The following is a 25,278-nucleotide window of genomic DNA, read 5'->3' on the forward strand; positions in this document are numbered from 1 at the left end:
GGTGGGCAATGGCTTGGCACACGCATCGCCGATGTGACGTCGAGCAACGCCATCTAGTCAATACTGTGCAAATACAACATATGTAACTCTGGTCACAAACAGTGCCAGTCGCTATCGTCGAATGGCATGGATAGCACTCGTTGGAGATCGACTCGCGCTGCGGCGTTGTCCGCGATCACTTTGGGCAGCATCCTTGCCGCAACTTCGGCCGGAACGGCAGTGGCCGAGCAGACCGGGCCGGATGTGTCGTCGTGGCAGCATGTCGACGGGCGGTTCATCGACTGGTTCGCCGTGAGACGGGCGGGACATGATTTCGCCATGGTCAAGGCGACCGAGGGATTGAGCTACATCAATCCGTATTTCGTACCGGACAGCTTGCTGATGCGCGCGGCTGGCGTCGCGCGCGGGACGTATCACTACGCGCGACCCAATCTGCCGCCGGAGCCGCAGGCGGCCCTGTACGCGACGGTTGTGCTCGGACAGAACGGGCCACTGGACCTGCCGCCGGTACTCGATTTGGAGACTACCGGCGGGCAGAATCCGGCCGGGCTCATCGACTGGACACATCGCTATCTGAATACCGTGCAAGCGCTGACCGGGCGGGTGCCGATCGTCTACACGTACCCGAATTTCTGGAAGACGGCGATGGCGAATACCACTGCGTTCACCCGGTATCCGCTCTGGATCGCCGACTACCGCGGCAATGACCAACCCGAGGTGCCCGGCGGCTGGCCGACCTGGACGTTCTGGCAGACCACCGATGGCGGCAGCATTCCCGGTATCGCGGGCGGCACCGATGTCAATGTGTACAGCGGCGCCCAAGGCGATTTCGCGCGGTACGCGAATATGGCGAAGTGAAGAGCACGAAACCGCTACTCCCTGCAGGTTCGAGTAGCGGTTTCGTGTGCCGCGCGGCCCTCGGCTAGGTGCCGATCCGGCCGCCACCCTCCTTCCATACCGAAACGACGGCGGGTCGGGGCAGACTATCGCCGCCATCGGGCCAGTGCGAGGCGGGCTTTTCGGCGGTCGCGTCATCGCGCTCGCCCGGATGCTGGACGCAGACGGTGACCCGATGCTCCGATACCGTCGGACCACAGGTCTCCGCGCCGAACGGGACGGTCAGGAATTGTTTGGTCTCACCGCGATTCGGCCCGTCGAGCACCACCGAGAACAGGCCGTCATTGGCGCCGTTGGCGCGTGAGGCATCGGTGGAGATCCACAGGTTGCCGTAATCGTCGAAGGCCAGGTTGTCCGGTGCGGCGATCGGGCTGACCTTGCCCTTGTCGAATCCGGCGAAATAGGTGTCGGTGGTCTTCGGATCACCGCACAGCATCAGGATATTCCAGGTGAATGTGGTGCCCGCGTGGTCGTCGTCGATTTCGAGGACCTGTCCGAACTTATTGATATTGCGCGGATTCGCCTCGTCGACGCCGGGCTTGCCCTCCTTGCCGCGCTGCTCGTTATAGGTCAGCGCGACATAGACCTTGCCGGACTTGGGATTCGCCTCGAAGTCCTCGGGACGGTCCATCTTGGTGGCGCCGACCTTATCGGCCGCCAACCGGGTGAATACCGAAACCTGTTCGGCGGTGAAGCCGTCGACCTTCGAGGTCGCCTTGCCGTCTTCGCCGGTGACCAGCAGCGGAATCCATTGGCCGGTACCGGTGAAACCCTTATCCGATGGCACGGTGCCATTGCCGTCGATCTTGTCCGGGTGGTCGCCGGTGAATTTGGCGACGTAGAGCGTGCCCGCGTCCAGGATCGTCAGATTGTGCCGCATGCTCGCCTGGCCGGTGCCCGACTGCACCTTCCGCGAGGATACGAACTTGTACATGTAGTCGAAGCGCTCATCGTCGCCCATATAGGCGACGACGGTGCCGTCCTTGGCGACGTGAATGGTCGCGGCCTCGTGCTTGAACCGGCCCAGCGCGGTGTGCTTGATCGGCGCGGCGGTGGCATCCCACGGATTCACCTCCACGACCCAGCCGAATCGGTTGGCCTCGTTGGGTTCCTTGGCCAGATCGAATCGGGGCTCGTGGATCTCCCACTTGCGCTCCGAGGTATTCCCGAAACCGTAGCGCTTCAGCCCGGCCTTCGCGGCCTCGTCGGTGACCTTGTCCGCGTTCGCGAAGTACTGGTTGATGTTCTCTTCACCGGAAAGCACTGTGCCCCAGGGGGTCATACCCCCGGAGCAGTTGTTCAGGGTGCCGAGCACCTTGGCGCCGGTCGGGTCGGCGGACGTCTTCAGGAACGCGCTGCCCGCCGCGGGGCCGGTGACGGTGAACTCGGTAGTGCCGGTGATGCGTCGATTGTACTTGCCGAATTCCGGTGTCAGCTTTCCGGTTTCGGATTCGCCACGGACCTGGACCACCGAGAGTCCGTGCGCGGCGAGCGCGGTCTGGTAGTGCTCCAGTGACGGGTTCACCTTGTCGTAGCCCTTGAACATCTGCGGCTCGGTGGTGTACTCGTGATTCACCACCAGCAGATATGCGTTAGCCTGGCCTTCGATGGGCAGCAGCGCCGCGAAATCGTTGTTGAAACCGAACTGTTTGCTTTGCGCGGCCGCAGTTTGCTTGTCCGGGTCGAATTTCGGCGCGTCCGCGAACAGCGGGTCACCCCAGCGGATCACGACATTGTGCTCGTAACCCTTCGGAATGACCAGCGCGTCATCGGAATTCGCCGCGACCGGCTCGAAGTTGGTGCCCACCGGCACGCCGTCGACCAGCGAGCCGCCCGCCGCCAATTCGACCTTATCGTCATCACCGCAGGCCGCGAGCACACCGGCCGCGCCGACCGCGACCACCACCCCCGCGCTGCCCTTGAGCAGACCGCGCCGGGACAGGGCCGCGCGCACCACATCGCCGAAGTATTCGTTGTCCGAGGTGTTGGGCACCTCGTGGAAGCAGGCGTTACCGCACTTGTACTGGCAGGTGATGGCCGACCGCTTCGGCTGGCCGTCCCTCTTCACGAACAAGGCGAGGGGCTTGGGGGTCACGACTGCACCTCGCTGACGCTCGGTTCCGTCGTGCCCCCCAAGGGGCCTGTGTTGATGGTTCGCTCGCTTCGCTCGCTCACGGCGATTTACTCCTGACTAGTGCCGACGGCCGCACGGTAAGCCTCTCAGGCAATCCACAGGAAACACTCAGATGAACGTCCGACCAATTAGGTAACCCTCAATTTCCGACCGATCACGTAGCGCGCTACGCGGGCGCCGTTGCGCTTGCGGCCCGAGGATCGATAATGGAAGTAGGTATCAAGTCAGGAGCAGTGCGATGACTCGGTCCGCAGGAAAAATCCATCTCAGCCCAGAAGCGCTCGACTATCTCGATTCGGTTCTCGCGGGGGCGATGGACGAGGCACGCCTCGTCCTCATCGACCACGACGATTTATCCATAGAGGGTGACGGCGGCTGCAACAGGTGTACCCATCCCACCTGCGTCGGCTTCATTGCGGGCGGCGGCGCGATGTGCAAGCGTCCGACCTGCCACCACGGTTTCTTCAGCCATCGGATCTTCTAGGGTTGTGCACAACGAACGTTGCCCCCGTTCCAGGCGAACGAGGGCAACATTTGCCGCGCGGGCTAGGCATTGACTTGCAGGGCGATCACGACCTCGTGTTCGTTCTCCGGCAGATAGTGCACCCGTAGTATGCGGCCGACCTGGACTTGGCCGACGCTGGCGGGCGGCAGAAACTTCTCCACCCCGGTCGTGAAAGTCGTTCCGTCCGGGCGGGTTACCACGAGCCCGAGCTCGATTTTGGAGTGCCCGTTGCGGATTTCGCCGGGGACCGACAGCGACTGCACGACGGCCTGCGCGGTGATACCGCGCTCGGCGATATCGAGTTTGGCCTTGGTGGTGAAGCCCTTTCGGATCATGGACTCGTTCATGGCGTGCTGCGCGGCCGACATATCGCCGGAACGGTCGACCTCGACCTTATCGGTGCGATCGGGGAGATAGCGCACCGGCAGGACGACGCCGGGTTGCAGCAGGGCGAGTTCAGTGAGCGGCACGATCATCTTGGCGTGCGAGTCGAAGATCTTGCCGTCGACGCCCTCGACGCTGAAGTCGATGCGGATCTGCGGCTGATCATTGACGGTCAGACCGGTCTGCCGGAAGGACTTGACGGTGCCGATGCCGACCGGACCGTTGCGGTAGGCCGAGCTGTTATTGCCGGTGAAGGCCGCCATGATGCCCTCGCCGGTGAAGGCGAAGACCATCGAGACGATGGTGACGGCGATGATCGGCAGCGCCATCTGCGGTCCGACCCAGGCCAGGGTGCCGTCGTCGAAGGGGCCCGAGCTGGTGTAGGTGAGGCCGTGCCAGAGGTAGTAGCCGATCGACAGGGCGAGGAAGGCGAGGGCGAGCGAGCGGGCGATGTTCTTCATGGTATTCCCTTGTGCGTGAACGGGTTTGGATCGCTTCGCCCGCTCACGCCCCATAGTTGGGGGCGTGAGCGGGCAGCGGGTGTTCGTCCGGATCAGCCGCCGACCACGGTCGAGCAGGCGAAGGTGATGTCGAATTTCGAGGTCTTCGGCCCCGCGGTCGGATTGGTGAGGTCGGGCGCGCCGACGCCCTCGCCGGTGACCTTGTAGGTATTGCCGTCCTTGACGACCTTGGCCGAACCGCCGGGCATGCCATTGCCGAAGCCCAGGGCGTAGGGCAGGCCATTGCTGCCGCCCTTGCTACCCGCGACCGCGACGGCCTGGACGTTGTCGGTGCCGGTGATGGAGGCGCTGACGCTCAGGGTGCCGTAGGTGGCGTTATTGGTGTCGCTGAGCGCGAGGGCGATGGTGTCGCCCTGCTTGGCGCAGGTGGTCTCGAACTTGCCGTCGAGCGCCTTGCCGTCGACGGCGGCGACCGACTTGCCCGATGCCGGTGTCGGGGCGGCCGAGGTGACCGGCTTGGCCGAGGTGGGTGCCGAGCTGCTGGAGTTGTCGCTGCACCCGGTGACGAACAGGGCGGCAGCGGCGGCAGCGGCGGTGAGGGCGGCGGCGCTGATGCGGACCGACTTGGTGTTCATGACTTGTTCCTTCGCTTCGTCCGGTCCCGGTGTTGGGCCGATACGAGAAAGGTAGGAATCGAACGCGCCCTACCGATCCCAGGTTTTTCGGCGTCTGAAACGGACAAACTTCCGTTAACCTGGTCGAATGCGACGGCCGCGCGCGATGGTGCTGGACGAGGTTTGGCGCCGACTCGACGGCGTCGAACCGCTCAGTGGACCCCATGGCGGGCCGCTGCGGCGGACCGTGAAACTCATTCTGGATCCGCTGGTGATCCGTCCGGTTCAGCATCCGACGTGTGCGGGCCCGATCCTCACCGCCGACGGCGCGATCCTGCTCGCCACCCGGATACACGCCGCCGCCGATGTACTTCGGGCGACGGCCGCATGGTTCTCCCTGCTCAAACAGGTCCGGCGGGCGCTGCGGATCACCGAGGGCAATCCGCAGGACCTGTACTTCCAACGGTCATTCGAACTCGCCACCACCTCGGGTATGCCGGATCCGCACCGCGACCGGGCCACTGCCGAGGCGACGCTGCGCGATGTGCACGAATTTGCGGCGGGCCGCACCACGCAGGCGCTCAAGGAGTACCTCACCGCGGGTGCGCGGATCACCGAACTCACGTCGTTGATCGATATCGCGTGGCGACGCCGTCCGGTGGGTGGGCCGACCGGCGATCATGCCGAAGTAGTCACGGCGCTGCTCGACGCGTGTGCGGCGGCCCGCGTCGGTGGGAAGGCCGACGGGCAGCCGACATTCGAGCAACTGGTCGAAGCCCATGCCGGAACGCACGGCGGAATTCGGCTCTGGGACAACACATCCGCGCCGACCGCACACCAACTGGGTCTCACCGCGCACCCGCTGCCGCAATCACCCGCGCTCGGCGCCTCGGCCTCGAAGGCCAGTCTGGGGCTGCCGTTCGATCGCAGCATCTATGAGCGCGTATTCACCGTGCTGCAGGCGTCGAGTGAGCGGGCCGAACTGCCGCCCATTCCGGAACTGGTGACCACCGAAATCGCCCGAAGCTGTGCGCCATGGGCACTTTTGGACGAATCACTGCGGGTCGCGGCGACGGCCGGAGCCGCGCTCGCACTCGGGTTGCGCCCGATCGCCGCGCGTGCGAGCACCAATGGCGCGAGCCCGGCCGGGTCGGAGGCGGCCGAAACGGCCGCGCACCGGCTGATCAATGGCCGCTGGCAGCGCGAAGCGTATGTATTGCAGGCCCGGCGGCTCGCGGTGCGCACCGATATCGACCTACTCGATGGCCCGCTGGCTGCCATTGCCACCGAACTGCGTACACCGTGGCGGCCGTATCTGCGGCGACTGTGGGTCCGGCTGCACGGCCGCGATGTCCGCGAGGTCGGCCTCTACGAGCCGGACGAGCTGTGGGATCTACTCGATGGCGTGGCCCGCTCGGTAATGCTGGACCATCGGATGCGGGTCAAACAGGCGTTGAGCGCGAATTCCCTGGTCACCGAGCCGGATTCGGCGGAATCGAGGGCGAGCTGATGAGCGCGACCGTGCGGATCGGGCGGACTGCGGACGGCATCTGGACCATCGCGCCCGAGGGCGCGCCGACCGTACTCGATGCCGCGGCGGCGATCGATGCCATGGTGCTGGAGGTGGTCGGCGGTCATCTGTCCTGGAGTCTGCTTACCGGACAGACGATCCCGGCCGCGGCCATCGACAATCTCGAGCTGGCACACGACTGGCTGTGGGCGGTGTACGGCGAACAGATCGCCGTGGCCATCGCCGACTTCGGCAGCGGCGCTGGCGAAGTCACCGATGGGGTCCAATTCACCGATGCGGGCGAATTCGCGGCCGAACCCGCGGTGCCGGATCTGGTGACGGCCGCCTGGCGGCTCGGGTTCGGTTATTGGGCCGCACGCTGGTGGCCCGCATCGACAATCGATGGCATCACCCCGCTCGACGACCGGCTGCTCGACCAGGAGATCACCGCATTGCGCGCGGAGTGCGAACTGCTCCTCGATGACGAGACCGCACCCGACAACGAGACAGTGGATATCACCCCGGCCGACGAAGTATCGACTCGCGCAGCGGATTACGCACTTGCCGCAGGTGGCGGGGCGGACCGTCGCGCCGGGGTGCTGTCGCTGGGGCGCGGTACCGGTGGCTGGGATTGGCGGCGGTGCCCGCCGGGGCTCATCGATGCGTCCGAGCGGGCGGTGTCCTGGGAGTCGATCCGGGATTCGGGGACCACGACGGTCCGCGTCACCGCGGTCGCCGCACCCCAATTGGGCTCGGCCGCACCGGCGCATCTGCACCCGCGTGCGTTCATCACCACGCCCGTCGGTACCGCGGAGGCCGAGCTGAACCTGATCGGCGATCTCTGGACCGGCACGGCGACCACCCCATCGGATTCCGTCTCGGCGGTGGATGTCTATGTGCCCGGCGTCGGGGCGATTCCGGATCTGGAGTCGGGCGGCCCGCAGATGCGTCGGCGGATCCGCGAGCTCGCGGCGGCGCGGTTGCGTCGGGCCACCGGTTCCGATGATGCCGTCGACGCGCCGCTGTTGGCCGAGATCGCCGCCGCCGCATCCGATTCGGACTTCTGAGATGTCCGATGACGACGGCCGTGCCCGACTCGCCGAAGGGGCGGCCGCCTACCAGCGCGGCGATGTCGGCGAGGCCAGGCTGCTGTTCGAGGAGATAGCTCGGACCAGCACGGACGGCCTGCGGATCAGCGCGCTGGTCAATGCCGCGAGCATGTGCGATGAACTCGGCGACCATGCCGAGGCGATCGTGATGTTCCGCGCGGCGCTCGCGGAGATGCCCGACGACGCGATCGAAAAGCGGACCGCCGCACTGATCAATCTCTCCCAGGCGCTACAGCACGTCGGCGATCTCGACGGTGCGCAGCAGGCGCTGGAACAGGCGCGGGCGCTGCTCACCGAACACAATGACGAGAGTATGCAGCGCGTGGCCTGTCTGCTGTCGTTGACCGCGGTGGCGTTCCATCGCCAGAATTGGGCCTACGCCATTGAACTCGCCACCGAATCACTGGACGCCGCGGTCCGTTTCGCACCGCATTTGGCCGGACATCCGCTCTCGACACTCGGCGGGATCTACTTCGAGACCGGACGGCGCGAACTGGCCATCGACTTCATGCGCCAGGCGCTCGCGGCATTCGACGCGGCGGGTGACCGCAATGCCGTCGCCGAGACGGAACAGAATCTGGCCGTCATGTACGTCAGGTTGGACCGGTTCGGCGAGGCCGAACAACCGCTGCGGTCCAGCCAGGAGTATTTCGAGCGGGCCGGACTCGGCTACCGGGCCGGTATCGGACTGAAGACCATGGGCTTTCTCGCCGAGAGACGCGATGACATCGACGCGGCGGAACAGCGCTACCACAGCAGCCTGCGCTACTTCCTCGAATCGGGCGCGGTGCTCGATGCCGCCGATGTGCGGGTGCGCCTGGCCACGGTGGCCTACGCGACCGGCAGCTACGACGAGGGTGCGGAGCTCATCGCCGAGGCGTTCGCCGCCTACGCCGAGCGCGGCCTCGGATTGCATTGCGCTCAAATCGATTTCTGGCATGCGGCGCTGCTGGAGTCGGTCATCGAGGCGACCGAAACGCCGGATGGCGCGCTGGTGGCGCGGGCGATCGAACTCGCGGTTCCCTCGGCGCTGGCCATCGATGCCGTGCGGCATACGCTGCCCAATGGCAATCAGCGCGAACAGTGGAACCGTCAGATCGCCGATCCGGCGGTGCGGCTGGCATTCCGGTTCGCCTATCTGTCCGGCAATGGTCCGCTGATCGTGGATCTCATCGAAACACAGTGCGCGGGTACGACATTGGATATCGCCAGATCAACGGCCGGTGCGCCACCCCGGTTGCCCCTCGAGTTATTCGATCCGCCAGCGGTTTCGGTCGAGGAGATGCCGAGTGTGCAGGTCGGGAGCGGGCCGCAGAGTGGGTCGGCACCGCAGCTCGGCACGGCACTGGCCGAGGTAGCGGCCAGTGCCGGACTTCCGGTCGCGCCGCCGCCGCGGGTGGCCGTGGCACCGGATGGCCATATCGCATTGGCCGCCTATATCGATGCCGCCGAGCGACGCTATGGGCAGCGGGTGCGCGACAGCCGGGTATTGCCCACATGACCGCACCGCAACAACCGACCGTCATCGTGCGGATGGCGGATGCGGGCGATCTGTACATGTCCTGGCGCTGGCTCGGAAACGTCTACGGCCAGGGCGCGAGCATGCTGCCCGGTACCGCGGTCGACGAGGCCGTCGCACAGTTGGCGGCGGCGTTGCCCAACCCGGCGGAACCCGGTGGACTCGAACGCGTCATGACCACGGGCGCTTTCGCGTCATATGACTCGGAATATCTCGTCGCGCAGGCGCTTTCCCGCGCGCTGCTGCCCTATGGTCTGGGCGCGCAACTGTACGACCTGCATGTGCGTGGAATACGTCCGCACATTCGGTTGCAGCCCTCGCCCCGAGTGGCCCAGATCCCCTGGGAGATCATCGCTCCCGATCCGGATCTGCGCCTGGTCGATATCGCCGATATCAGCTTGCTCGCCCCGGCCAGCATTGTGCACGGACCGGACCGGACGGCGCGCACCTGGTCCGCGACGCGAAGATTGCCGGTGGTTGCGGTCCTCGACCCACGCGTGCCCGGCTTCCGCGCCGACTCCGCGCTCGGATCGGTGCTCGGCCGGATGGATCCCGAAGCGCCACTGGCCCAACGTGTCGCCGAATACCGAGCACAGGGCAGGCTGGTGCCCGCGGTCGACGATCCGATCGAAGTATTCCGGCGCACCGATATCGATCGGAACTGGTTGAGCGAGGCACTGCGCGGTGGCGCCAGCCGCCTCACCTATGTGGGGCACGTGACCGCGGCAGCCCCCGAATCCGGCCAGAGCGAGGCCTCCGAACTGCATCTGGCCTGCGCTGCCGAGTCCATCGGCTTCGCCACTCCCGTTCGGGCGCACCGCCCGCTCTCGGCCAAGGACCTGCTCCTGGGCACCTATACCCTCGCAACGGACCCCACTGCCGGACCACAACTGTGGCCCATCCCCAGCCGGGTCGCGCTGATCGCCTGCGAGAGCGGCGGCGATATGCGCTTCAGCGAGGCCCTCGGCCTGGTCGCCGCCATGATCAACGGTGGCGCCGAGCTGGTCACCGCCAGCCGCTGGCCCCTCCCCACCGACCTCGCCTTCCAACGCCTGGCCGCGGCACCCCCCGAAGCCCACCCCCTACAAGAGGCCATCTGCGCCATCGACACCGCCCACGAACACCCCGACCCCGTAACCACCCTCGCCGCCTGGCAACGCACCCGCCTCACCACCTGGCGCACCGAACGCACCATCGAACACTCCCCCCTCCTGTGGTCCGCCTTCGCCACCATCCAAACCTGACCAGCGGCTAGCGGTAGGCGTCCGAGCGCTTGGCGACGGTGAGGACGGTCATTATCTGATCCTTGTCGTCGACCTCGTACCCGATCCGGTACGGCCCTGTCCGGATCCGCCAGTCGTGGCTCCCGACAAGCTTCTTCGCGCCGGGCGCTCGGGGCTCCGTGCGCAGCATGGTGATCAACATCAAGGCGACCCCGAGCACGTCACAAGGCAGCTTCCGCAGTTGCTGCAGGACCTGGGCATGGAATTCGATCCTCACGAGGCCAGTACCGTTGCCGGGTCCACGCCAAGGGCATCGAGCATCTCGGACATCGACATCGTCTCGTACGCTTCTTCGCGCATGCCGCGCAGCCGTAGCGCGTCCACGAGATCGGCGTGCTCGTGCAGGCGCTCGTAGTCGGCCATCGAAATGATCACCGCGACCTCGCTGCCGCTATCGGTGATCACCACCTCTTCGCCGGTCGCGGCGACCCCGCGCACGATGGCACCGAGTTGCATCCTCAGATCACGGAGACTACGTGTACTCATGTTCGCCATGTTGCACATTCGGAGTGGTCGCTGAACACGATGGGCGACCGTGCCTCCTCCGTTCAGGAGCGGTGGGTGAGGAGGTGTTGCATCAGTAGGCGAGTGAGGGATTCGGGAGCTTCTTCGGGGATCCAGTGGGAGATGTCCTCGAGCATTTCGAAGCGGTAGGGGGCGGTTACGTGGTCGGCGGTGGTGAGGGCGGCGGCGGAGCCGATGGCGGTATCTTCGGTGCTCCAGACGTAGAGGGTCGGGACGGCGATCGGGGCGGTTGGACCGGCGAGCGGGAGGGCTCGGTACCAGTTCAGGGCCGCGGTGAGGGCGTCGGGGCGGGTGAGGCGGTGGATGTAGTCGTCGATGCGCTCCTGGGGGATCTTCCAGTCGAAGATCTTGCGCAGGGCGGCGGCGTCATCGGCGAGTAGGGCGCGTTCGGGGGTGCGGGGCTGGCGGAAGTAGGAGAAGTGCTGGGCGCGCTGGGCCTGATCCTCGTCCTCGCCCATGGCCCGCAGGAAGGCGGTCGGGTGCGGGTGCGATACGGCGGTCAGGGTGCGGACTCGTGCCGGGAACGCGGCCGCAGCCGCCCAGGCGACGTGGCCACCCAAGTCGTGGCCGACGAGATCGAAACGCTGCCAGCCCAATTGGTCGGCAATGGCGATGACATCGCCGATCAACTCCTCCACGCGGTAGTCGGCAACCTTGTCGGGCCGCACGCCGGGCGAATAACCGCGCTGATCGGGTGCCACGACATGGCAGCCCCCGCCGCCGAGCGCGGTGAGCTGGAACTCCCATGCGATGGCGGCCTCCGGAAAGCCGTGCAGCAGCATGACTTCGCGGCCACCGGGTGCGCCGCTGGTCAACGCGTCGAAGGTGCCGAACTCGGTGGGAATCATGGTTGCCTCGAGCACGGGCTCGACTCTAGAGGGCGGTACCGACCACAAAACGCCGAACGCGGCATCGGCCGGTGCCGATGCCGCGTTTCGCGGAGTTGGTCGGTTGGTTCCAAGATTCAGCGGGCCTTGCGGATGCCGAGGTACTGCAGGGCGGCGAAGCCGCCGACGGTGGCCGCTTGCATGACGGTCCAGATCGAGCCGACCAGGTTCAGTTCGAGCACGCCTTCGACCAGAGCGGCGAGACTGACCACGACCCAGGCCGCATTCGCGGCGGCGACAAGAGCCGCGGCCTTGGTATTGATGGTCTTGGCCATGCCGACGAGGGCGACGCCGATGCCGTAGAGGGTCAAGAAGATGCCGATCGGGATGCCGATCTCGCGGTCGAGGCCGAGCAGCGATTCCAGTGGGCCCGAAAGAGCCAGGTAGGCAAGGCCGTTGACGCCGGTGATGACGGCGTCCAGACGCAGTGCGGCGCGCAGCAGGTTCTGGCCGGGGGCGAGCAGGGTGGACATGTAGGTGGGGGCGGTGGTGGTCATGGCTGTATTTCCTTCTGGGGGAGCAATTTCGGATGATCGGGGGCCGCGGCCACCGGTAGACCCGATGGCAGCGGCGGGAGCAGGTCAGGCGGCGGCGGGAACCTTGTCGAGGAAGCCGTAGACGTTGGCGATGCGCCCGTCCTCGACGACCGCGACATCGAAGCCGATGACGACCGCGGGTGCGTCCGCGGGGCCGAGTTCCCAGGTGAATCGCACCTGGTCGTGGTGGGCGTCGACCGGTCCGGCGAGGGTGAACACCCAACCCGGGAACTGGGCCTGGACTCCCGCGATGGCCGCGTCGAGCTGGTCGTGTCCGGCGACCGCGGCCAGCGGGTCGGTGTAGGTGGCGTCGGCGGTGAACACGGCTTCGATTCCGGCCTTGCGGGCGGCGGCGTCGGTGGTGTTCCAGACTTCCAGGTACTGTGCGACGAGCTCGTTCATGATGGCCTCCTAGGCTTCTGATCTGCGGTTTCTCTGTCGTTCTTGCTGACAGGAACTACGTTATGGGCAGAGCAGGGTGCGCCGAATCAGTCATCTATAAGTACTTTTCGCCGCCCTATACGTATGCGGTCGGCGCGGTGCCACGGCGAGCCACCGCGAGCAGCACGACACCGGTGCCGATTCGCCACCAGACGAAGGGGTCGATGGCCAGGCGTTCGGCCGCACCGCGCGCGAAGTTCTCGCTGGTCAGCGAGGCGGCCATGCCGAAGATACTCACGGCCAGTAGGGCGAGAGTGAAGGCGGTGTAACGGCGGTGCGGCCGGTACGACCAGGCGATGATCGCCATGATCGCGATGCCGGAGAACAGTTCCAGGTATGCGCCGGTGGGATGCAGCACGGCGCGAAGGTGACTGCCATCGGGCACCTCACTCGCACTGCCAGGAAAGACGCCGACCAACACATTGCCGAGGCAGTTGATCATGGCGAGGTACGGAATCGACCTGGCCAGCGGGGTTTTCGGCAGCAGTGGCGACAGCAGCACGGCGGCGGCGAGCACGAGGATGCCGAGAAGTACGAATTCCGTGGACATCAATGCGTGCCACGGCGAGCAGATGAACCTGTCCCGCGGGGTGCCGTATCGGTGCATTGCACCGAGGCATTCGGGGACACCGAGATCGCTGATCATGTTGTGTGACCAGCTGTAGTCATGCGGCGCGGGCCAGCGTGCGGCCACGATCAGCTCGACGACGTAATACGAGATCGACAGGATCAGCAGTGCGGCACCGGTTTTCAGGCGGGTCGTCATCACAGCTCCAACAGCATCTCGAATTCCCGCCGTGGATCATCGGGCCCGATCATCCCCTGCACCCCGGTCCGCACGAATCCGTGTCGCAGATACAACCGCTCGGCCGCCGTATTGCCCGCCGCAACCTCCAACCACACCTTGCGATGCCCCGCATCGACCGCCCAGTCGACCACAGCTCGTACAAGGCGATCCGAAACCCCTGTGCCCCGCGCCTTCCCAGCAACCCACATCGAAATCAGGTGCGCCCCTGACCGTTCGGGATCATCGAGCCCGGCGGCCGTCCCGACATCGCTGCCGTCGATGCTTGCCAGGAACTGCGCTCGATGGGCCAGCAGCTCCCGCCAATCCTGTTCGGTCCTGGCCCGCGCATGCGCCAGCGTCGACGCGAATGCCTGCGGCACGTCGGCCAAGGCACGCAGCCGAATACTTCGGAATGCAAACCAGTCGTCGGCGGTCAGCAGCCGCACTCGGAGCCCTGAATCACCCATCCGCCATGTCTACGCGAGCCCGAGTCTGCTGGCGAGCCGTACGACACCGGTCCCCCGAGCGAGTAGCGATCGAACTCAGTGGTCGTCGTAGTGGCCGTTGTGGGCGGCGTGGCGGTGACCGTCGTGCAGATAGTCGACGTGGTCACCGTGCTGTACGGCTTCGTGGCCACAGTTGGGACCGTGGACGTGATCGTGACCCGGGTGTTCGACGTGCGCGGTCGGTTCGCATTCGTCGTAGTGGCCTGCGTGTTCGCGGTGCAGGTGGCCGTCGTGGGCGTATTCGATGTGGTCACCGTGGACAACCTTGGTATGGCCGCAATCAGGGCCGTGGACGTGCTGGTGTTCGGTGTGCTCGATATGCGCTGTGGCCATCGGACCTCCTCGTTTCCATCGCTGGACGCGTAGCGCCGAGAGCGTCGACACATTAACAGGTGCGCATCTATCGAGTTTACTAGAGGTGTGCTGTACGTCACAGAACTTGCGAGAGAAAGCGCTGCAGGCGTGGGGTCTTCGGATTGTCGAACAGCGCGTCGGGTGTGCCGGTTTCGACGACCTGACCTGCGTCCATGAACAGCACACTGTCGGAGACGCTGCGCGCGAAACCCATTTCATGGGTCACCACGATCATCGACATGCCCTCGGTTGCCAGATCGGCCATGAGCGCGAGAATGCCCTTCACCAATTCCGGATCCAGCGCCGAGGTGGCCTCGTCGAAGAACATGATCTCCGGCTGCATGGCCAGCGCGCGGGCGATCGCGACGCGCTGCTGCTGACCGCCGGACAGATTCGCCGGACGCGTATCGGCCTTCTCGGCCAGGCCGACCACCTCTAGTTGCTCGACGGCCAGGGCACGCGCCGCGTCCTTGGACAGCCCGCGCAACTTACGCGGCCCGAGCGCGACATTCTCGGCGACCGTCTTGTGCGGGAACAGATTGAAGTGCTGGAACACCATGCCGATGCGCTGGCGCAGCTTATCGGGATCCTCGGTGAGCACCGATTCGCCGTCCAGCAGCACATCGCCCCGATCGGGCTCGTGCAGGCGGTTCAGCACGCGCAGCAGCGTCGACTTGCCGGAGCCGGACGGCCCGATAACGGTGGTGGTCTTACCCGCGTCGACGTGGATATCGACGCCGCGCAGCACGTGGTTGTGGCCGAGCGTCAGATGCAGACCGGTTCCGGTAAGGGAGGCACTCATGCCTCCACCTCGCTGGCGCTCGGTTCCGGCATGACCGCCTCTGGGCGCTGTGTTGTCGATTCGCTCGCTCATGGTCTATCCGCGCCCTTCCGTGATCGTGGCCGCCTCGACCTGGTCGATGGGTTTGTCGGGTCGGCCGGTGCGCATGCGGCGGTCGATGTAGTTGACCAGGTGCGTGAGCGGAATGGTCAGCAGCAGATAGACCAGGCCCGCCGCGACCAGCGGCGAGAGATTTCCGGTCTGCGCGTTGAGATCCCGGCCGACCGCGAACAGCTCGCGCTGGGTGGCGAGCAGGCCGAGGAAGTAGATCAGCGACGAATCCTTGATCAGCGCGATGAACTGGTTCATCAGCGCGGGCAGCACCCGGCGCACCCCCTGCGGGATCACCACCAATGTCATTGCCTGGCGGTAGCCGAAGCCGATGGCGCGCGCGGCCTCGAGCTGACCCGGCTCCACGGACTGGATACCGGAGCGGAAGATTTCACCGATATAGGCCGAGGCCAGCAGGGCGAGCGCGATGGCGCCGAGCCAATACGGGTTGTTGCCGGTGATATTTCGCACCACCGGGCCGATGCCGAGGCCGATGATCAGGATGATCACCACGGCGGGCAGGCCGCGGAAGATATCGGTGTAGACGCGGGCGGGCCAGCGCAGCCAGCGGGTCCGGGAAATGCCCGCCACCGCGAGCAGCATGCCGAGTACGGTACCGAGGACACCCGAAACCACGGCCAAGATGAGGGTATTCGGCAGACCTGTCTTGAACAGGTCGGGAAATGCCTTGCGGTACAGCGACCAGTCGAAGAAGGTCTCCTTCAACTGGGTCAGTGTGGATTTCGGCGCATTCGCCGCAGCGTCGGTCGGCTTCTTCTCGGCCGCGATGGCGGCGAAATCCGGAAGCTGCGGTGCGGGTGCAGCTTTCGAGCCCGGCTTCCATCCGGGCGGCAGCTGCCGCGGCACCCAGTCGGTATAGAGCTTGGCGTAGGTGCCGTCGGCGATCACGGCGTCCAGACCGCTATTGAGCGCGTCGATCAGCGGCTGGTTGTTCTTGGCGACCGCGTAGCCGACGAAATTGTCCAGGCTGAACGTGTTCTGGATGATCGAGGTGCCATCGCCCGGCTTCACCTGGCCCTCGGCCTGCGCCGACGGCGCGACCCAGGCGTCGACCTGACCGGACTTCAGATTCGCGTACGCGGTGGCGTAGTCCGGAAACTTCACCGGATCCAGATGCAGCTGGTTGACCACGTAATCGTCCTGCACCGTGCCCTGCACGACGGCGATTCTGGTACCCCGCCCCAGATCCGAAAAGCCCTTGATGGCACTGCCATTCGGGACGACCAGCGAGAAATAGCCGAAGTCGTAGCCATTGGTGAAGCCGACGCGCTCGCGGCGCTCGGCAGTGGTGGTGATATTCGATGAGCCGATATCGAAGCGGCCGCCGGACACCTGCGAGAGCAGCGGCGCGAATTCGGTGCCCGAAAACTCCACCTGGAGACCGAGTTTCGCACCGATCGCGCGCAATAGCTCATTGTCGAAGCCGGTGAACGAGCCCGCCGAATTCAAGCAGATGCTCGGCGGTGCGTCCGAAAGCGTGCCGACGGTGAGTTTGCCCGGCGTGATCAGGCGCAGCTTGCTGGCATCGATCGCCGACAGTGGCAGGGTGCTCGCGGTGGTGTATTTGTCCGCACCCGCCGAGGCGGCCGAGCCCAGATTCGTCGGTGCGGCCGATGCCGCACTCGACCCGGGCGGTGTGCATTGATTTCGATCGGTTGAATTGTCGCCGGAACCGCAGGCCGTGGCCGCTAGGCCGACGGCAATTAATATCACGGCGATCAACGCACGAGACCGCACAGCGGGCAGACAAGCCATGACGGCCAACCCTAGCGTCCGATCGGCGCTAATCCGCAGCTACCCCGGCGCGCCCGGGTCCGCCGCAGCACGCCGTCCCGGCCCACGGCCGCCGGGCGTGCGCGGACGCGGCACCATCGCCCGATCCCGGAATTCGGATCACGGTGATTCGAATCCGACCCCGGCGTTCCGCGCCGCCTACGCCAAACCGCTGACCGGCTCCGGATTGACCTCATCACGCCACCGGATCGCCCGCTCGACCTCGCTGAGATCGAACTTCGGCCCACTGACCCCGACGGTGAACAGGGTCACCCCGGCCTGGACGAAGGTCGCGGCCCGCTCCGTACCGGGCCACTGCACCGAGCGCTCGATCTTCGCCTGATCGGTGCCGACGGCCGTGCAATGGTCGGCGAGCACCTTGTTCTTGTGCGTGATCGCCTCGAGATCGGCGAAGGTGTGCCAGATATCGGCGTATTCCGCGACCAGCCGCAGCGTCTTGCGCTCGCCACCGCCGCCGATCAAGATCGGAATCTCGCGGGTCGGCCGTGGGTTCAGCTTCTTCAGCCGGGCGCTGAGCCGGGCCATATTCTCCTTCAGCAGCGCCAGCCGGGTTCCGGCCGTACCGAATTCATAGCCGTATTCGTCGTAGTCCTTCTGGAACCATCCCGCGCCGATGCCGAGAATGAGTCGGCCGTCGCTGATGTGGTCCACCGTGCGCGCCATATCGGCGAGCAGATCGGGATTGCGGTAGCCGCCGCCGGTGACCAGCGCGCCGATTTCGATCCGTTCGGTCTGCTCGGCCCAGGCGCCGAGCATGGTCCAGCATTCGAAATGCGCGCCACTGAGATCGCCGGTCAGCGGGTAGAAGTGATCCCAGTTGAAGGCGATATCGACGCCCGCGTCCTCCGCCCGCAGTACCGCGTCGCGCAGCAGTCCGTAGTCGGGCGCGTGCTGGGGCTGTAGCTGTACTCCGATTCGAACCGGTCGGGTCATGAGACTGCTCCTCGTCGCTCGATCTGGTTCCCCGATCGAGGCTACCGGCTGACCCCGTCCGGCGACCGTAAGAAGTCGCTGATCTTCGGGCGCTTACCATTTCATCGTCGAGGCGGTATCCAGCCCGAATTCCTGCGCGAACTCGAGCACATCGTGTGCGAAGCGAGCACATCCAGTAGTATCGCCGGTCAACCCTTACTCGGATCGTCCGGCACGTTCCTGCCGGTGATGGGATGTGATCTGTCATGGCCACCGTGACCTTCGATAGTGCGACCCGGCTGTACCCGGGCTCGTCCAAACCCGCAGTCGACAAGCTGAATCTGGAGATCGCCGACGGGGAATTCCTCGTGCTGGTCGGTCCGTCCGGCTGCGGTAAGTCGACCTCGCTGCGAATGCTCGCCGGACTCGAGGACGTCGACGACGGGCGCATTCTGATCGGCGAGAACGACGTCACGCATGCCGAGCCCAAGGAACGCGATATCGCGATGGTGTTCCAGAACTACGCGCTCTACCCGCATATGACCGTCGCGGAGAATATGGGCTTCGCGCTCAAACTCGCCAAGGTCGCCAAGGCGGAGAAGGAGCGTCGGGTGCTGGAGGCGGCCAAACTGCTCGACCTCGAGCCGTATCTGGACCGCAAGCCGAAGGCACTGTCCGGCGGTCAGCGCCAGCGCGTCGCGATGGGCCGGGCGATCGTGCGGCAGCCGCAGGTATTCCTGATGGACGAGCCGCTGTCGAATCTGGACGCCAAGCTGCGGGTGCAGACCCGCACGCAGATCGCGCAGCTGCAGCGTCGCCTTGGCACCACCACCGTGTACGTCACGCACGACCAGGTCGAGGCGATGACCATGGGCGATCGGGTCGCGGTGCTCAAGGATGGGCTGCTGCAGCAGTGCGCGACACCGCGCGATCTGTACCGGAATCCGGCGAATGTATTCGTCGCCGGGTTCATGGGGTCGCCCGCGATGAACCTGTTCACGCTGCCCGTCGCCGACGGCGCGGTGGAACTCGGCGGGGCCGCGCTGGCGGTGCCGCGATCGGTCGCGGATGCGGCCGAGGGTTCGGTGGTGGTCGGCGTCCGGCCGGAGCACCTGGAGATCGGCGCCGCGCTGGACAAGTCGGGCATTCAGATGGAGGTCGATGTGGTGGAGGAGCTGGGCTCCGACGCCTACATCTACGGCCGCACCATCGCCGAGGGCGCGACGAACGGCGCGGGCGAAACCATTGTGGCGCGGGCGGATTGGCGTAACCCGCCGGCGAAGGGCACCCGGGTGCAGTTGGCGGCGACGGCCGAGCACACGTACTTCTTCTCCACTGTGGACGGTCGTCGGCTGGCCTGAGGCCCCAGATCGCTGCTCGACCGCTGAGCGTGCACTTTCCGCTGAATTCGGCGATTCTTGCCAGCGAAAAGTGCACGCTCAGAATAGTTTTCGAGCATTCAGCGGTCCGGTCAATGGACTCCTGCCAGGGCCGCGAACACTACCTCGATGACCGCCTGCTGAGCTTGTCGGGCGGAGCCGGCGGAAGGCCAGGCGAAGACCACTCCGCGTTCGTAAACTCGACGCTCGAACGGGGATCGGCGCGAGGAGCGGACGTTGAAGGTAGCGGTGCTGGGGACCGGACAGGTCGGCCGCAGGCTGGCGAGCAAGTTGGTCGAACTCGGACATGCGGTGACGCTCGGCTCGCGCACCGCCGATAACGCGGCGGCGACCGAATGGGCACGCGAAACCGGTGGCGCCCATGGCACTTTCGCCGATGCCGCCGCAGATGCCGAACTGGTGATCAATGCGACCTCCGGCACCGTCTCGCTGGCCGCGCTCACCGCCGCGGGTGCGGCGAATCTGAGCGGCAAAGTCCTTGTGGACGTATCGAACGCACTGGATTTCTCCGCCGGATTCCCACCGAAGCTGGCGACCCCCGAGGCAGGCAGCGTCGCCGAGCAGATCCAACAGGCCTTCCCGGACGCCCGCGTGGTGAAAACCCTCAACACCATGAACAATCAACTCATGGTCGACCCGTCCCGAATCCCGGGTCGCCACAACGTCTTCCTCAGCGGCGATGACGAATCCGCCAAATCCGAGGTCACCGCCCTACTGAAATCCTTCGGCTGGACCGACGACCAGATCATCGACCTCGGCAGCGTCATCACCGCCCGCAGCACCGAACCCCTCGTCCTGCTATGGGTTCACCTCTACAACAAGCTCGGCACCGAGGACATCAACTACGCGGTTGTCACCAGCTGAGCCGTCTCCTGCCGACCAGCGCTGGGGCGCCAGCGGATCGGGGTCGCGCCAACGGTCGGCACGGGTCAGCGATACCGCACCAACGGATCGACGCTGCAGCGCCGACGTAGTCAGTGAACGACACCAACGCGAGTCAGCTGTAGAGCACCGACGCAGATCAGCGGAACGCCCCCAACGCGAGCCAGCGATACAGCCACCAACACAAGTCAGCGGTAGAGCACCCACGCGAGTCGAGGGTGCAGCACCAACGCGGGCCAGCGGAACAGCACCGACACGGGTCAGCGATACAGCCACCAACACAAGTCAGCGGTAGAGCACCCACGCGAGTCGAGGGTGCAGCACCAACGCGGGTCAACGGAACAGCACCGACACGGGTCAGCGATACAGCCACCAACACAAGTCAGCGGTAGAGCACCCACGCGAGTCGAGGGTGCAGCACCAACGCGGGTCAACGGAACGGCATCCACACGAGTCAGCGATACAGCACCAACACGGTCAGCGGAACGGCACCGGCGCGGGGTCAGCGAGGTGCGTCGACGGGCCGCGCTCGATGCTCGAACGGCCGCCGGGCGATCACTTCGCTGATCGGGCGCGGGCGTAGTCGGGGTTGAGCCTGACTCCGAGTTCTTCCAAGTCGATCTCACGTCCCTTTTCACTGCGGACCTGAACTCGAACCGGCGCGCCGCTCGACTCCTCGACCAGCAGTAGCGGCGCGGGTCCCGGCTGGAGGTACGTGTCGCCCCATTGCATCAGCGCGAGTACGACGGGCAGCAGGTCACGGCCCATATCGGTGAGCACGTACTCGTGTCGGGTGCGTTTGCCCTCTTCCCGGTACGGCCGTTTGGCGAGTAGGCCCGCTTCGGTGAGCCTGCGGAGCTGACCGGAGGCCGCCGCATCGGTAATGCCGACGCGCGCCGCGAAGCCGTCGAAGCGCGTGGTGCCGTAGTAGGCCTCGCGCAGGATCAGGATCGCCGAGCGGGTGCCGACGATTTCCATCGCCTTCGCGATCGAGCATTCCGTGGGTTTCCACGCGCTCAGATCGGCCAACGGTCCTTCCATTACGGCTGCCATGACGAACATCATAGCGAAATCTGACTTGAGTCGACTATATCCAGGCGTTAACCTGACTATAAGCCAATAGAGCCAGGCGATGGGGTCCGGCTCGCGGTTCGAAAGGAACCACCATGAGAGACGCGGTGATTGTCGAAGCGGTACGCACACCGATCGGCAAGGGCAAGCCGAACGGGGCACTGCATAACGTCAACGCGGTGGACCTGCTGGCGCACAGCCTGCGCGCGGTCGTCGACCGCAGCGGCATCGATCCGGCGCTCATCGACGATGTGATCGGCGGCATCGTCACCCAGGTCGGCGAGCAGGGCGCCAATATGACCCGGCGCGCCGCGCTGGCCGCGGGCTATCCGGAATCCGTTCCCGCGACCACGGTCGATCGCCAGTGCGGCAGCAGCCAGCAGGCCATTCATTTCGCCGCACAGGGCGTGATCGCCGGTGCGTACGACATCGTGGTCGCGGCGGGTGTCGAGTCGATGGGTCGGATTCCGATGGGCGCCAACCTGATCGGGTCCGAGGACATCTCCGGTGTCGGCTTCGCCGAGCGCTACCCGGAGGGTTTGGTGCCGCAGGGCATCAGCGCCGAACTGATCGCGGCGCGCTGGGGGCTGACCCGCGCCCAGCTCGACGAATTCGCCCTCGGCAGCCACGAAAAGGCCGCGCTGGCCACGAAGAACGGCTCGTTCACCGGTCAGCTCGCACCCATCGCCGGACTGGAAACCGACGAGGGCATCCGGGTCGGCGGCACCCTGGAAACCCTCGGCAAACTGCGCCCCGCCTACTACGACAAGGCCATGGCCGCGCGCTTCCCGGAAATCGGCTGGCAGATCACCGCGGCGACCGCGAGCCAGGTCAGCGACGGCAGTGCCGCGGTGCTGATCATGACCAGCGAACGCGCCAAGGAACTCGGCCTGAAGCCGCTGACCCGGCTGCACAGCTTCGCGGTGGCCGGTGACGATCCGCTGCTCATGCTGACCGCGGTAATCCCCGCCACGCGAAAGGTACTGCAGCGCGCCGGGTTGCAACTCTCGGATATCGATCTGGTCGAGATCAACGAGGCCTTCTCGCCGGTGGTGCTGGCCTGGGCCCACGACACCGGGGCGGATCTGTCCCGGGTGAACGTCAACGGCGGCGCCATCGCCATCGGACATCCGCTCGGCGCCTCCGGCGCCCGCCTGATGACCACCCTGGTCCACGCCATGCAGGAGCGCGGCGCCCGCTACGGCCTGCAAACCATGTGCGAGGCAGGCGGTCTGGCGAACGCCACCATCCTCGAACGTCTCTGAGCAAGGCGTTCCCTGCGAGCCGAGTACCCCGCATGCGGGTGCCCGGCTCGCAGCAAGTGCAACCGGCCGAGCTCAATTCGAACCGCGTACCCCGCGTGTGATGTGCATTCGCGGCGGACTCGAAGTCCACGACCGACTGTGACGCGCTCGGTCCCCGACTCGAAACACCCGCACCCGGCCGAACTCAGACCGAACCAGGCACCCCGCGTACAAAGCACAATCGCAACGGACTCGAAGTCCACAACGGGCTACGACGACTCGCTCGGTCTCACGCTCGAAACACCAGCACCCAGCCGAACTCAGACCGAACCAGGCACCCCCGCGTACGAAGCGCAATCGTGGCGGACTCGAATTCAAGGCCGACTGTGACGCGCTCGGTCCCCGACTCGAAACACCCGCACCCAGCCGAACTCAGACCGAAACCAACACCACCGCGAGCAGAAACCCGAGCAACCACGACTCGGCAACCAACGGCACCGCAACCAACGGCGCCCACGCGATCCGCCGACGATACCGAATCTTCTCGACCACCATAACCCCAACCACCACCACCGAAAGCGCGATACCAACCCACGCAACGCAATACGCCACCGGCAGATACCGCACACCCCCACCCGGATCCGCCCCCCGCCCAAGGAATTCGTACAGCGGCACGAAAGAAGCCACCACCCACGCAAACCCAACCGCAATAACCGACCCGAGCACGGCCCGAACAGCATTCGCCACCCGCACCCGCCAACGCCCCGATCCCATACCCCCAGCATGACGGCTCCGATCCGAGCACACACCCTCTGCCGCACCGAACAGGCACCACCCACCGGTCACTGGCAACCGGATATTCGCCCCCGCTGCAACATGATCAGCCGCCGCCTCACCTCAGATCACGCAAACCAGCCGCTCAGATTCCCTCATGCCCAGCCGACCGATGGTCATCCACGCACCGCCACTGATCAATTCACGACAACCCGCCGCCCACGCCCAAGGCTGTCCCCGTCTCCCGACTCGACCGCACGAAACTCTCGCCTACCACAGTCGCGCGTCAACACACCTGAAATCACCTCATCACCGACCGAACACACCACCGAGCGCTGACTCGAACAACTGCGCGCTGCGAATGGCATGACGAGCCACGGCAGACACAGAACGCCACCGACCACCGACCACACCGGCTTGTTCGCCTTATGCCATCCAACCGGCGGTGTCGAAGGCCTCTAGGCTGCAGGGTGATGACCGATACCTTCGTATACGCCATTCCGATGCGGACCAGGTTCCGCGGCATTACGGTGCGCGAGGGGATGTTGATCAGGGGGCCGCTGGGGTGGGGGGAGTTCTGTCCGTTCCCTGAGTACGACGATCGGGAGGCGGCGGGGTGGCTGGCGACTGCCGTCGAGCAGGTGACGGTCGGGTGGCCGGAGCCGGTGCGCGAACGGATTCCGATCAATTGCACGGTGCCAGCGGTTGATCCGGAGCGGGCGCATGCGATCGTGGCCGGATCCGGGTGCCGGACGGCGAAGGTGAAGGTCGCCGATCACGCCGATTCGCTGCACGAGGATCTGGCGCGGGTCGAGGCGGTGCGGGATGCGCTGGGGCCGGATGGATTCGTCCGCGTGGATGCCAATGCGGTCTGGGATGTCGAGACCGCTGTCGCGCATATCAAGCAGATCGACCGTGCCGCAGGCGGTTTGGAGTACGTCGAGCAACCGTGTCGCACCATCGAGGAGCTGGCGGCGGTGCGGCGGCGGGTCGATGTGCGGATCGCCGCCGACGAATCCATCCGCCGCGCCGAGGACCCGCTGCGCGTCGCGGTGGCCGGGGCCGCCGATATCGCGGTACTCAAATGCACACCGTTGGGCGGGGTGCGCCGCGCACTTCGGGTCGCCGAGGCCGCCGGACTGCCCTGCGTGGTGTCCTCGGCCCTCGAAACCAGCATCGGCCTGACCGCCCAACTGGCTCTGGCCGCCACCCTGCCCGACCTCGAATTCGCCTGCGGCCTTGGCACTTTGTCCCTCCTCGACGGCGATCTCGTCTCCGACTCCCTCCGCCCGGTCGACGGCTTCATGCCCGTCCCGAAAACTCCCCCGACTCCGGACCCGGCCCTACTGGAGCGCTACCGCCACCCCGACCCAGCACGAACCCGCTGGTGGGAGGACCGTCTAACCCGAGTCCGCGCGCTTCCCCCGCCCCGGTGATCGAGGCCATCGAAACGGCGGCAAGCACATTCGAACCGCCACTTCTCTCACCTCGCCGACCCGCGCACGCCACCGCCGACGTGCCAACGGACGAGGCACGCGAATTCGGCAGCGCGCCAGACTCAGCGTCCCAGCCGCACCACCGAGTCGTACGGAGGCGGCCCTGCGCGAACTGGTCGTGACCGAATTCGCGTGACGCTCCCGACGGGCGCAATAGGAGGCGCTGGGAACCCCGACGGCGCAACGGACACCGGTGCTGTGGATCCGAGCGGCGCGGGTTCATCGTCGACGGGCGCGGTCTTCGGAACGTACGACGTCGGCTCAGCAGACGCCGCAGCCGTACACGCCGAGCCGCATGACCGCTGTCGTGCGGTCCGCACGGTACACAGACCCCGCACAT

The 25,278-nt window shown here is 66.0% G+C and carries 26 protein-coding genes; 10 read left to right on the forward strand and 16 right to left on the reverse strand.

What is annotated here, in order from left to right; all coding sequences use genetic code 11:
• Positions 1-126 precede the first annotated feature (126 nt).
• Positions 127-858 (forward strand): glycoside hydrolase family 25 protein, encoded by a 732-nt coding sequence (locus tag ACQP0C_RS40365; RefSeq protein WP_433728955.1) that lies wholly within the window; start codon positions 127-129, stop codon positions 856-858.
• A 64-nt stretch (positions 859-922) separates the two neighbouring features.
• Here the strand turns inward: ACQP0C_RS40365 and ACQP0C_RS40370 are convergent, their stop codons facing one another.
• Positions 923-2,992 (reverse strand): PhoX family protein, encoded by a 2,070-nt coding sequence (locus ACQP0C_RS40370; RefSeq protein WP_433728957.1) that lies wholly within the window; start codon positions 2,990-2,992, stop codon positions 923-925.
• A gap of 277 nt (positions 2,993-3,269) precedes the next feature.
• Between ACQP0C_RS40370 and ACQP0C_RS40375 the strand changes: the two genes are divergently transcribed.
• Positions 3,270-3,515: a hypothetical protein gene (locus ACQP0C_RS40375; protein ID WP_433728959.1), complete on the forward strand. Its 246-nt coding sequence runs from the start codon at positions 3,270-3,272 to the stop codon at positions 3,513-3,515.
• A 62-nt stretch (positions 3,516-3,577) separates the two neighbouring features.
• Here the strand turns inward: ACQP0C_RS40375 and ACQP0C_RS40380 are convergent, their stop codons facing one another.
• On the reverse strand, positions 3,578-4,381 hold the full coding sequence (locus ACQP0C_RS40380) for a hypothetical protein (protein WP_433728961.1): 804 nt from the start codon (positions 4,379-4,381) through the stop codon (positions 3,578-3,580).
• A gap of 92 nt (positions 4,382-4,473) precedes the next feature.
• Complete coding sequence (locus ACQP0C_RS40385) at positions 4,474-5,016, reverse strand: lipoprotein LpqH (protein ID WP_433728963.1); 543 nt, start codon at positions 5,014-5,016, stop codon at positions 4,474-4,476.
• 145 nt (positions 5,017-5,161) lie between these two features.
• Here ACQP0C_RS40385 and ACQP0C_RS40390 point away from each other — a divergent pair, with 145 nt between their 5' ends.
• From ACQP0C_RS40390 to ACQP0C_RS40405, 4 genes are read left to right on the forward strand one after another with little or no spacing between them, the layout of a single operon-like run.
• Positions 5,162-6,505 (forward strand): hypothetical protein, encoded by a 1,344-nt coding sequence (locus ACQP0C_RS40390; protein ID WP_433734797.1) that lies wholly within the window; start codon positions 5,162-5,164, stop codon positions 6,503-6,505.
• Positions 6,505-7,572 carry a hypothetical protein gene (locus ACQP0C_RS40395; protein ID WP_433728965.1) on the forward strand — a complete coding sequence of 356 codons (1,068 nt, stop codon included), beginning with the start codon at positions 6,505-6,507 and terminating at the stop codon, positions 7,570-7,572. Before ACQP0C_RS40390 ends, ACQP0C_RS40395 begins: the two co-directional genes overlap by 1 nt.
• 1 nt (position 7,573) lies before the next feature.
• Complete coding sequence (locus tag ACQP0C_RS40400) at positions 7,574-9,115, forward strand: tetratricopeptide repeat protein (RefSeq protein ID WP_433728967.1); 1,542 nt, start codon at positions 7,574-7,576, stop codon at positions 9,113-9,115.
• Entirely contained in the window at positions 9,112-10,377 is a 1,266-nt protein-coding gene (locus ACQP0C_RS40405; protein WP_433728969.1) for a CHAT domain-containing protein, read from the forward strand. The genes ACQP0C_RS40400 and ACQP0C_RS40405 overlap by 4 nt, the downstream gene beginning before the upstream one ends.
• Positions 10,378-10,384: 7 nt before the next feature.
• On the opposite strand, the gene ACQP0C_RS40410 is transcribed toward ACQP0C_RS40405, so the two are convergent.
• From ACQP0C_RS40410 to ACQP0C_RS40460, 11 genes are all read right to left on the reverse strand, one after another.
• A complete protein-coding gene (locus ACQP0C_RS40410; protein WP_433728971.1) occupies positions 10,385-10,633 on the reverse strand; it encodes a type II toxin-antitoxin system RelE family toxin in 249 nt (82 codons plus the stop codon).
• Positions 10,630-10,902, reverse strand: a complete 273-nt coding sequence (locus tag ACQP0C_RS40415; RefSeq protein WP_433728973.1) for a type II toxin-antitoxin system Phd/YefM family antitoxin — start codon at positions 10,900-10,902, stop codon at positions 10,630-10,632. Before ACQP0C_RS40415 ends, ACQP0C_RS40410 begins: the two co-directional genes overlap by 4 nt.
• 62 nt (positions 10,903-10,964) lie before the next feature.
• Positions 10,965-11,804 (reverse strand): alpha/beta fold hydrolase, encoded by an 840-nt coding sequence (locus ACQP0C_RS40420; RefSeq protein WP_433728976.1) that lies wholly within the window; start codon positions 11,802-11,804, stop codon positions 10,965-10,967.
• Positions 11,805-11,905: 101 nt separating this feature from the next.
• Positions 11,906-12,325, reverse strand: coding sequence for a hypothetical protein (locus ACQP0C_RS40425; RefSeq protein ID WP_433728978.1), 420 nt, complete (start codon positions 12,323-12,325; stop codon positions 11,906-11,908).
• 84 nt (positions 12,326-12,409) lie between these two features.
• Positions 12,410-12,766, reverse strand: coding sequence for a nuclear transport factor 2 family protein (locus ACQP0C_RS40430; protein WP_040697384.1), 357 nt, complete (start codon positions 12,764-12,766; stop codon positions 12,410-12,412).
• 115 nt (positions 12,767-12,881) lie between these two features.
• A complete protein-coding gene (locus ACQP0C_RS40435; RefSeq protein WP_433728980.1) occupies positions 12,882-13,571 on the reverse strand; it encodes a DUF998 domain-containing protein in 690 nt (229 codons plus the stop codon).
• On the reverse strand, positions 13,571-14,059 hold the full coding sequence (locus tag ACQP0C_RS40440; protein ID WP_433728982.1) for an N-acetyltransferase family protein: 489 nt from the start codon (positions 14,057-14,059) through the stop codon (positions 13,571-13,573). Before ACQP0C_RS40440 ends, ACQP0C_RS40435 begins: the two co-directional genes overlap by 1 nt.
• Before the next feature lie 75 nt (positions 14,060-14,134).
• The gene (locus ACQP0C_RS40445; protein WP_433728984.1) at positions 14,135-14,431 is read right to left on the reverse strand and encodes a hypothetical protein; all 297 of its coding nucleotides are present in this window, start codon (positions 14,429-14,431) and stop codon (positions 14,135-14,137) included.
• A gap of 97 nt (positions 14,432-14,528) precedes the next feature.
• Positions 14,529-15,254 (reverse strand): amino acid ABC transporter ATP-binding protein, encoded by a 726-nt coding sequence (locus tag ACQP0C_RS40450; RefSeq protein ID WP_433728986.1) that lies wholly within the window; start codon positions 15,252-15,254, stop codon positions 14,529-14,531.
• A 75-nt stretch (positions 15,255-15,329) separates the two neighbouring features.
• Positions 15,330-17,120 carry an ABC transporter substrate-binding protein/permease gene (locus tag ACQP0C_RS40455; protein WP_433728988.1) on the reverse strand — a complete coding sequence of 597 codons (1,791 nt, stop codon included), beginning with the start codon at positions 17,118-17,120 and terminating at the stop codon, positions 15,330-15,332.
• Positions 17,121-17,297: 177 nt separating this feature from the next.
• On the reverse strand, positions 17,298-18,092 hold the full coding sequence (locus tag ACQP0C_RS40460; RefSeq protein ID WP_433728990.1) for an LLM class F420-dependent oxidoreductase: 795 nt from the start codon (positions 18,090-18,092) through the stop codon (positions 17,298-17,300).
• Positions 18,093-18,337: 245 nt separating this feature from the next.
• Between ACQP0C_RS40460 and ACQP0C_RS40465 the strand changes: the two genes are divergently transcribed.
• Positions 18,338-19,432 (forward strand): ABC transporter ATP-binding protein, encoded by a 1,095-nt coding sequence (locus ACQP0C_RS40465; protein WP_433728992.1) that lies wholly within the window; start codon positions 18,338-18,340, stop codon positions 19,430-19,432.
• A gap of 255 nt (positions 19,433-19,687) precedes the next feature.
• The gene (locus ACQP0C_RS40470; protein WP_433728994.1) at positions 19,688-20,335 is read left to right on the forward strand and encodes an NADPH-dependent F420 reductase; all 648 of its coding nucleotides are present in this window, start codon (positions 19,688-19,690) and stop codon (positions 20,333-20,335) included.
• Positions 20,336-20,908: 573 nt separating this feature from the next.
• Here ACQP0C_RS40470 and ACQP0C_RS40475 read toward each other — a convergent pair.
• Complete coding sequence (locus ACQP0C_RS40475) at positions 20,909-21,418, reverse strand: winged helix-turn-helix transcriptional regulator (RefSeq protein ID WP_433728996.1); 510 nt, start codon at positions 21,416-21,418, stop codon at positions 20,909-20,911.
• Positions 21,419-21,519: 101 nt separating this feature from the next.
• On the opposite strand from ACQP0C_RS40475, the gene ACQP0C_RS40480 reads away from it, so the two are divergent.
• Complete coding sequence (locus ACQP0C_RS40480; RefSeq protein WP_433728998.1) at positions 21,520-22,689, forward strand: thiolase family protein; 1,170 nt, start codon at positions 21,520-21,522, stop codon at positions 22,687-22,689.
• 411 nt (positions 22,690-23,100) lie between these two features.
• Here ACQP0C_RS40480 and ACQP0C_RS40485 read toward each other — a convergent pair whose 3' ends face one another.
• Positions 23,101-23,358, reverse strand: coding sequence for a hypothetical protein (locus ACQP0C_RS40485; RefSeq protein WP_433729001.1), 258 nt, complete (start codon positions 23,356-23,358; stop codon positions 23,101-23,103).
• A 557-nt stretch (positions 23,359-23,915) separates the two neighbouring features.
• Between ACQP0C_RS40485 and ACQP0C_RS40490 the strand changes: the two genes are divergently transcribed.
• Positions 23,916-24,878, forward strand: coding sequence for an o-succinylbenzoate synthase (locus tag ACQP0C_RS40490; RefSeq protein ID WP_433729003.1), 963 nt, complete (start codon positions 23,916-23,918; stop codon positions 24,876-24,878).
• Positions 24,879-25,278: the final 400 nt, after the last annotated feature.

Origin of the sequence: Nocardia sp. CA-129566 (genome assembly GCF_050956075.1) — a bacterium.
In the GTDB taxonomy this organism is placed as follows: domain Bacteria; phylum Actinomycetota; class Actinomycetes; order Mycobacteriales; family Mycobacteriaceae; genus Nocardia.